Consider the following 5,287-nt stretch of genomic DNA (forward strand, 5'->3'; position numbering starts at 1 on the left):
GATGCACTGATTAACATGCTCGGTAAAGTACACTCTGCACTGACAGTAACACTGGATAATGGTGGCGAATTTGCAGACCATGCTCGAGTCTCAAACAAGACTGGGGCAACAATATACTTCGCCAGGCCATATGCAAGCTGGCAGAGAGGGACGAATGAAAACACCAATGGCAGACTCCGCAGATTCTGGCCTAAAAGGTTCGATTTTGCCACTCTCTCAGAGCAGGAGATTCAGGACGGAGTGTTCGTGCTAAACCTAACACCAAGAAAAGTACTGAACGGCCTGACGCCTCTGGAGGCGTTTACTGGTCGACGCGTTGCACTTATTACGTGACTCCAGCTGTATTCATAGATTCTTCCTTGATGAAACATTTCAGGCGCCTGCATAACATAACGTTCAACAACACCCGGTAGCTATGGAGCGCATCGGCATTGCTCGTCCGAGAGAGGATACGGTCGATAGCCTATTCAATTGTATACTGATCGAGAAAGCTTTTGTACTCTTCTGCGTACTTCCTTATTTCATCATTGGTGATGTTCTTGAACCCTTCTATTCCTTCCGGTAAAACACTGTGTACAATGAGTGGGGGCAGCCATTTCATGCCACATAGGTTTGCAGTTTGTTGAAATGGACGTAGCAACTCGCTGATCGTGTAGTTGTTGAATCCACCCGAACGATAAGCATCTTCGGGGCCACCTGTTGTGAGTACAGTTAGCCAATGCTTTCCATTCAATTTGTCTCCAACACCTGGAGGATAGGCAAACCCTTGCTCCAGGACCCTGTCTAGCCATTCTTTCATCAAGGAAGGGCAGTTGTACCAATAGAACGGATGCTGAAATACAATGAGATCGTGATCCACCAACAACTGCTGTTCATTTTTCGCATTGATTTTAAAATCTGGATACTCTGTATAGAGATTCCGAAATGTTACATTTTGCAGATCGCGAACACTCCCGGCAAGGATTCTGTTTCCTCTTGATTCATGAATATGTGGGTGAAACAGGTTGATGAGAATGCGTGGCTTTTGCATGGTTACTCCCTAGTAAGGTTGTGTATTGAAGCTCATGGGTTGAGGGAACAGACGAGCTTCAATGAGTCCAGCGGAGCGTAGTCGAACGATATCCCATAAATTGGTAATTTTTTACTCCATTGTTTCACAACGATTGATACAGCCATATTAACTAATAAGGATCCGGAATGTTGTCTGTCAATATGGTAGTGGACTTGATATCCATCCATCTTATGAGACTGGCCTGAAAAGGCGACTTCATAATATCATCATCACTTTTACCATCGGTACCTGTAACCTATAGGCCATAATTTCTGCTCAGGGCAACGATGACAACCCCAACAAGCATTGAGAGAAAAATGTTGCCAGTGCGGAGACTGCACAGTGCGGTGCAGATGGTGGCAATCCATCCCCACAAGCCGGCTGAAAGTGCTGCCGGCATGATGAGCGAGAGGAGAATGGTCCCTGGCAGCGCATCCATGAACTGCTTGAACCTTCCGGTCTTGGGCAGTCTGTCCGAAAGAAGCAATCCGCCTAGCCTGAGAGCATAGGTGACCGTTGCCGCCGCTGCTATCGCCAGCAGGGGCAGGCTTGTTTCACTGGACATCGCCGGCGTCCTCCCTGTCGTTCTTTATCAGTACCGCTGAAGCCAGCGCTCCGCTCAGCCCACCCAAAAGTATGTACCATTTGCCAGGCAATAGTTTTTCGGCAATAAGTGCTATAACCGCAGTTATCAGCCATGGCACACTATCCCGCTTGCCACGCCAGAAACTGAAAACCAGAGCTGTGAAAACCGCGACAAAGGCAAAGTCGAGACCAAATTGTTCCGGATTTTTGATAACGGTACCCAGTCTATGCCCTGTAATTGTCCCAAGTGACCATGCAGCCTGAACACAGAGCCCTCCTCCAAGGAGAAACCAGGTTGTTATATGGGATCTCTGAAAGTGTGCCATCGTCATTGCCCAGTTTTCATCTGCAACGAGGTGCATGAAAAATATCTTGTGTCTCAGGGAACACCCTTCGAATAACGGGTTGAGTGAAGCGCCGATCAGCAGATAGCGGAGGTTGATGACCAGAACAGCCATCGTAATTTCGGCAACAGGCAGCGGCGGCAGCCACATATCAACCATGACGAATTGCGCTGAACCAGCAAATACGCTCAGGTTCATCATCAGCAGCTCAGCCCAGGACAAGCCCTTCCTGGCAGCAACGATCCCCAGCACACTGCCGTACGCTGCAACACTGGCCGCGACAACAATGTTGGCGATGAAACCGGCCTTGAGCTGGTCAACATTATCATGAATTTGGGTTGTAGTTTTCATACGACAGAAGATACTGCACACCCAGTATGGAAATCTTGTACGATATTGCTGAATGTGGCTCGAATGGAATTGAGAGTCACAAAAAATAAAAATGCATATTGAGACTCTATTTCGCGGGGCTTAAATTGCTAAAAAAAGCGGGCGGATGCAGGGCTGGATCACCCTGTCTGAATCTCTCTTCGGCTGAGGTAATAATGGTAGAGAAGTCGGGCAGCGGCTGAACGGTACGGAGCCCAGCGAACACTGATAGTTTCCATAGTCTCGCTAGAAGGGCGCTTTTCAAGCTGTTTCAATTCCCTGTAGGCGGCAGCCAGGGCGATATCACCTTTGGGCCAGATATCCGGTCGCTGCAGAGCCATAAGCAGATAGATGTTTGACGTCCAGATGCCTATACCCTTGATCTTTGTCAACTCCCTGCGTACATCGTCATCGTTACGAGAATGAAGGGAGTCCAGCTTCAGCTGCTCCTCTTCAAGGGCTGTGGCAAGATGCCTTCCGTACAGGGTTTTCTGACGACTGAACCCTATTTTCTTCAGTTCGCTGTCACTGAATTGAAGAAACCGGCCGGGAGTGAGAGGATTTGAGGCTTTTTCGAGTCGATCGAATGCAGCCTTGGCTGATGCCAGGCTCACCTGCTGCTCCAGGATAATCTGTATCAATGTGGCAAATCCTTCCTCCCGATGCCAAAGAGGTGGAGTACCGTATTGTTCAATAATCTGAATGAATGAGGGTTCGACACTGCAAAGTGTCTCCATGGCCTGCTGTTGACTGATCGGCGGGTATGCCATCTTTTTGGTACACATGTTTATTGTCTGCTGGCAAAACTGTTAAGAACAGCACCGAAACGGGGAGAGGCTGAAATCGTATTGTGGTCTGTTCTGTTTAGTACTTCAACTTGAACCTGTCCGGGCCGAAACGCTTCGGCCAGGCGGACTGACCTCCTTCTTGGGATTATTTCATCGTACTCGGCAATAAGTATAAGAGTTTTGGCAGTAATATTCTTTACCCAGCCAAGCGAGTCATATTTGTCCTTGAGGAGTAGGGAAACAGGAAAAAATGGATAGTGATTTGAGGCGACTTCCGCCATTGAATCGTAGGGGGTGATCAGGATGAGTGACTGGACATTTCTGCTGCCTGCGAGACAGATTGCTACCCCTGTTCCAAGGCTTCGGCCGATGACGGTAATATGACTATGGCGCTTCTGGATAGTATCAAAGAGTGTTTGCGCATCTGTGAACAAACCCTGTTCTGTCGGTCTGCCGCTGCTGCCACCGTACCCACGGTAGTTGAGCAGATAGAGTGACTGGTCGTGGAATATATTGATAAAAGAAGGAATGTTGAGCGCGACATCTTCTGCATTTCCGCCGAAATAGATGATTGCCCTCTCACTGTTACGGGAGACATGCCAGACCTTGACCTTTTCATTTGCGCTTGAAAGCCAGATAACCTCGGCCAGATCACTGTCTGTCGGGGGCGTGGGGAAATACATCATCCGCCTTTGCATCAGGTATAGCAGCAGGCAGATGCCAATATAGGCGATAGAACAGATGAGGAGTAGTGAAACGGAGAATTTGAGCATAAGCTTTGTTTCACCTTGAATCAGCACCTTTTTAGGCTGTTGTCAGCAGACAGCCTTTTGGTATTGGCGGGGAGTAATGCCATATGCCGCTTTGAATTTTTTGCTCATATGGCTCTGGTCAGCAAAACCGGCAGCCAGAGCGGCATCTGCCAGCGAACAGCCTGCTCGTATTTGCTCCCGGGCAATCTGCAGTCTCCTGTGAAGGAGAAACGCGTATGGTGAGACTCCCATGGCGTCCGAGAAAAGTCGCAAAAAGTGGTACCTCGATAGAGCAGCTGCGCTCGCAATATCGTCGAGGGTGAGAGGCTCCTGTGCCAGATCATTGATGAACTCGCATGCTTTTGCTACGGGCTGTGGTTTTTTCGTGTAGCAGGGCAAACGGTCTCGCTCGGTGCCATGCCGGCTGAGAATGGTTGCGACAATAGGGTAGAGACAGGATTGAAGTTCAAGAACTTCACTTTGCGGGTCAGCCTGCATCATAAAGAGAGCACTCAGCTTAATGGCAAGCTGTCGGTCAAATGTTACGGGATTTTTAAAGCAGTGGCTCCGCCCTTCGGCCACCATTCCGTGACCGATCCGTTGAAGCAGGGCATAAGGGATATACAGGATCCTATAGCGAAACTCACCCTGGTCAGCTGACATACCGTCATGTATTTCATCGGGATTGACAGTGATGAGTGTTCCTTTCGGTGCGCATTGCTCGATCCCGCGGCAGTGAAACTTCTGCACCCCATGTTCCATTACACCCAGGGCGAATTCGTCATGAAAATGCCTGTCAAACCTGAAGTGCTGGTATCGTGCCTGAAAGAGCAGCAGGTTGTCCAGATTTGCCGAGCGGCTGAGAGTGGCTTTTTCCTGTATCATTTCAATCGACTTTTGGTGGCTGCCAGTTCTTTGATCGTTGGTACTTTGTATAAATACATATACGATAACCGGTAAGGAGAAAGGTGTCCACGTCCTATCGGCAGTTACGCATGAGGTTGGGGTGTCACGGAGCTAGAGGGAAAAAGGTACAGATGTAGTATTTGTTCTATAATGCTAAGAGATGAAGAAAAGAGGTGGTCGTTTGGAACCATCTTAATTTCCTTTAGGTAGTCCCCCGGCTTTGCCGGGGGACTACAAAAGTTTGACGGTTCCTGCAAAATGAAGAAGCCTCCGCTCTCGTGGACCGCTCAAAGTCACGAGAAGGAGGCTTCATGAACAACACACAATGTTTAAGCCACTCGAAGTGGGAATGCAAGTACCACGTCGTGTGGATACCGAAGTGTCGAAAGAAAACGCTTTATGGGCAGCTGAGAAAACACCTTGGTGAGGTGTTGCATGATTTGGCTCGGCAGAAGGAGAGCAAAGTGCTGGAAGGGCATCTGCAGCCGGACC

8 protein-coding genes are annotated in these 5,287 nt (G+C 48.9%); 2 read left to right on the plus strand and 6 right to left on the minus strand.

Features of this window, described 5'->3' with window-relative positions; translation table 11 throughout:
• A partial coding sequence (locus tag BUF15_RS26115) for an IS30 family transposase (RefSeq protein WP_143170906.1) occupies positions 1 to 333 on the plus strand: 333 nt, incomplete at its 5' end.
• A 130-nt stretch (positions 334 to 463) separates the two neighbouring features.
• Here BUF15_RS26115 and BUF15_RS26120 read toward each other — a convergent pair.
• The 6 genes from BUF15_RS26120 to BUF15_RS26145 all read right to left on the minus strand — a co-directional run bounded on the left by BUF15_RS26120 (position 464) and on the right by BUF15_RS26145 (position 4,774).
• The gene (locus BUF15_RS26120; protein ID WP_073617274.1) at positions 464 to 1,030 is read right to left on the minus strand and encodes an NAD(P)H-dependent oxidoreductase; all 567 of its coding nucleotides are present in this window, start codon (positions 1,028 to 1,030) and stop codon (positions 464 to 466) included.
• Positions 1,031 to 1,307: 277 nt separating this feature from the next.
• Positions 1,308 to 1,616 carry an AzlD family protein gene (locus tag BUF15_RS26125; RefSeq protein WP_073617276.1) on the minus strand — a complete coding sequence of 103 codons (309 nt, stop codon included), beginning with the start codon at positions 1,614 to 1,616 and terminating at the stop codon, positions 1,308 to 1,310.
• Positions 1,606 to 2,331, minus strand: a complete 726-nt coding sequence (locus tag BUF15_RS26130) for an AzlC family ABC transporter permease (RefSeq protein WP_073617278.1) — start codon at positions 2,329 to 2,331, stop codon at positions 1,606 to 1,608. The genes BUF15_RS26125 and BUF15_RS26130 overlap by 11 nt, the downstream gene beginning before the upstream one ends.
• Before the next feature lie 158 nt (positions 2,332 to 2,489).
• Positions 2,490 to 3,134, minus strand: a complete 645-nt coding sequence (locus BUF15_RS26135; RefSeq protein ID WP_143170907.1) for a DNA-3-methyladenine glycosylase family protein — start codon at positions 3,132 to 3,134, stop codon at positions 2,490 to 2,492.
• A 2-nt stretch (positions 3,135 to 3,136) separates the two neighbouring features.
• Positions 3,137 to 3,910 carry an alpha/beta hydrolase gene (locus BUF15_RS26140; RefSeq protein ID WP_073617284.1) on the minus strand — a complete coding sequence of 258 codons (774 nt, stop codon included), beginning with the start codon at positions 3,908 to 3,910 and terminating at the stop codon, positions 3,137 to 3,139.
• 42 nt (positions 3,911 to 3,952) lie between these two features.
• A complete protein-coding gene (locus BUF15_RS26145; protein WP_073617280.1) occupies positions 3,953 to 4,774 on the minus strand; it encodes an AraC family transcriptional regulator in 822 nt (273 codons plus the stop codon).
• A gap of 332 nt (positions 4,775 to 5,106) precedes the next feature.
• On the opposite strand from BUF15_RS26145, the gene BUF15_RS26150 reads away from it, so the two are divergent.
• On the plus strand, positions 5,107 to 5,287 hold a 181-nt coding region (locus BUF15_RS26150), incomplete at its 3' end, for a transposase (RefSeq protein WP_200802507.1).

Origin of the sequence: Desulfopila aestuarii DSM 18488 (assembly GCF_900143695.1) — a bacterium.
Taxonomy (GTDB): Bacteria; Desulfobacterota; Desulfobulbia; order Desulfobulbales; family Desulfocapsaceae; genus Desulfopila; species Desulfopila aestuarii.

Coding starts and splice junctions, on each gene's coding strand:
- BUF15_RS26120 (WP_073617274.1), bottom strand. CDS start 1,030: ATGCAAAAGCCACGCATTCTCATCAACCTGTTTCACCCACATATTCAT.
- BUF15_RS26125 (WP_073617276.1), bottom strand. CDS start 1,616: ATGTCCAGTGAAACAAGCCTGCCCCTGCTGGCGATAGCAGCGGCGGCA.
- BUF15_RS26130 (WP_073617278.1), bottom strand. CDS start 2,331: ATGAAAACTACAACCCAAATTCATGATAATGTTGACCAGCTCAAGGCC.
- BUF15_RS26135 (WP_143170907.1), bottom strand. CDS start 3,134: ATGTGTACCAAAAAGATGGCATACCCGCCGATCAGTCAACAGCAGGCC.
- BUF15_RS26140 (WP_073617284.1), bottom strand. CDS start 3,910: ATGCTCAAATTCTCCGTTTCACTACTCCTCATCTGTTCTATCGCCTAT.
- BUF15_RS26145 (WP_073617280.1), bottom strand. CDS start 4,774: ATGATACAGGAAAAAGCCACTCTCAGCCGCTCGGCAAATCTGGACAAC.